Source organism: Sphingopyxis sp., from assembly GCF_036402335.1.
In the GTDB taxonomy this organism is placed as follows: Bacteria; Pseudomonadota; Alphaproteobacteria; order Sphingomonadales; family Sphingomonadaceae; genus Sphingopyxis.
Window position 1 is genome coordinate 1 of record NZ_DASWTD010000282.1, and the last position, 1,594, is coordinate 1,594.

Below are 1,594 nucleotides of genomic sequence, written 5' to 3' on the forward strand. Positions count from 1 at the left end.
ACCCCCGCTCTCCGGCAGGAGTTCATGTCATAACGCCCGATGCGCGGCAATCGGGTTTGCCGCGCGGGCTGCATGCCGGTGCGGACCCGGCCGGCGGCGTGCGCTGCCGACCCGTCGCCAGACTATTCTATCCTGTCTGCGCCGCGGTCCAGCGGGTGATCACCGATTCGAGCACCGAAATCGGCATCGCGCCCGCCGACAGCGCGGTGTCGTGGAAGCCGCGCAGGTCGAACCTGTCGCCGAGCGTCGCCTTCGCCTTTTCGCGGATACGCACCCAGCTCGTCTGGCCGACCATGTAGCTCGTCGCCTGTCCGGGCCAGACGCAATAGCGCTCGATCTCGGTGATGTTCGACGGTTCGGGGGTGCCGAGCGCTTCGTTATAATATTGGATCGCCTTTTCGCGGGTCCATTTATAATGGTGGAGCCCGGTATCGGCGACGAGGCGCGCGGCGCGGAACATATAGCTTTGCAGATAGCCGAGCCGGCCCCACGGGTCGTTTTCATAGACGCCCATCTCGTCGGCGAGCTGCTCGGCATAAAGCCCCCAGCCTTCGGTATAGACCGAGTAGGCAGGGAGGCGGCGGAGACGCGGAATGCCCTCGGCTTCCTGCGCGAGTGCGATCTGGTGGTGATGGCCGGGCGATGCCTCGTGATAGGTCAGCGTCGGCAAGGTCCATGACGGATTTTCGGCGGTATCGCGCAGGTTGATATAATAGGCGCCGGGGCGCGAACCGTCGAGCGCGGGGATCTGGTAATAGCCGCCGGTCGCGCCATCCTCGATATCGGCGGGGACGCGGCGGATCTCGACCTTCGCCTTGGGCAGGCGGCCGAAAGCTTCGGGCAGGCGTGCCTGGATCGCCTGCATCTGGGCATTGAGTTCGGCGATCAGCTTTTCCTTGCCCGCGTCGGTGTTCGGATAGAGGAAGCGCGGATCCTTGCCGAGTGCGCGCATGCGTTCGGCGACCGTCCCCTTGGTCATCCCCTGCGCCTTGAAGATCGCGTCGGCGCGCGCCGAAAGTTCGGCGACGCGGTCGAGCCCGAGCTTGTGGACCTCCTCGGCCGACATGCCCGTCGTCGTCGCGAAGCGCAGGGCATAGGCATAATATTCGTCGCCCTTGGGCAGGCGCCAGACGCCGGCGTCGTGCGTCGCCCGGGGCCGGACCGCCTTGAGCTCGCCCGCCTGACGCCGCATCGCGGGATAGATGCGGTCCTTGACGATCGCGGCGCAGCGCGCCGCCCAGTCGCCGGGAATGTCCTTCGTCTTCGCGGCGACGTTGGTCGTCAGGCCATTGGCGTCGGGTGCGGGGGCCCAAATGCGGTCGAACTGGCCGAGCGTACGGTCGATCACGAAATCGGGCGGGATGACGCCCGCGGCATGATCGGCCTTGATCCGTCCAGTCTCATTGTCGAGCTGAACCGCGAAATCGGCGCAGCGCGAAAGATAGGCCTCGGCATCGGCGGCGTTGGCGATGCTGTGCTGGTTGATCAGGAAATCGGGAATCGAGCGGTAGGTGCCGCTGAGCTGCGTGACCGGGTGCGGTTCGGGCCAGCTATGGAGGCCGTAGGTGAATGTGTCATAGGCTTTGACATAATC

At 65.6% G+C, this 1,594-nt stretch carries 1 protein-coding gene; it reads right to left on the bottom strand.

Features of this window, described 5'->3' with window-relative positions; all coding sequences use genetic code 11:
* Positions 1-127: 127 nt before the first annotated feature.
* A partial coding sequence (locus VGD20_RS08810) for a DUF885 domain-containing protein (RefSeq protein ID WP_331134085.1) occupies positions 128-1,594 on the bottom strand: 1,467 nt, incomplete at its 5' end.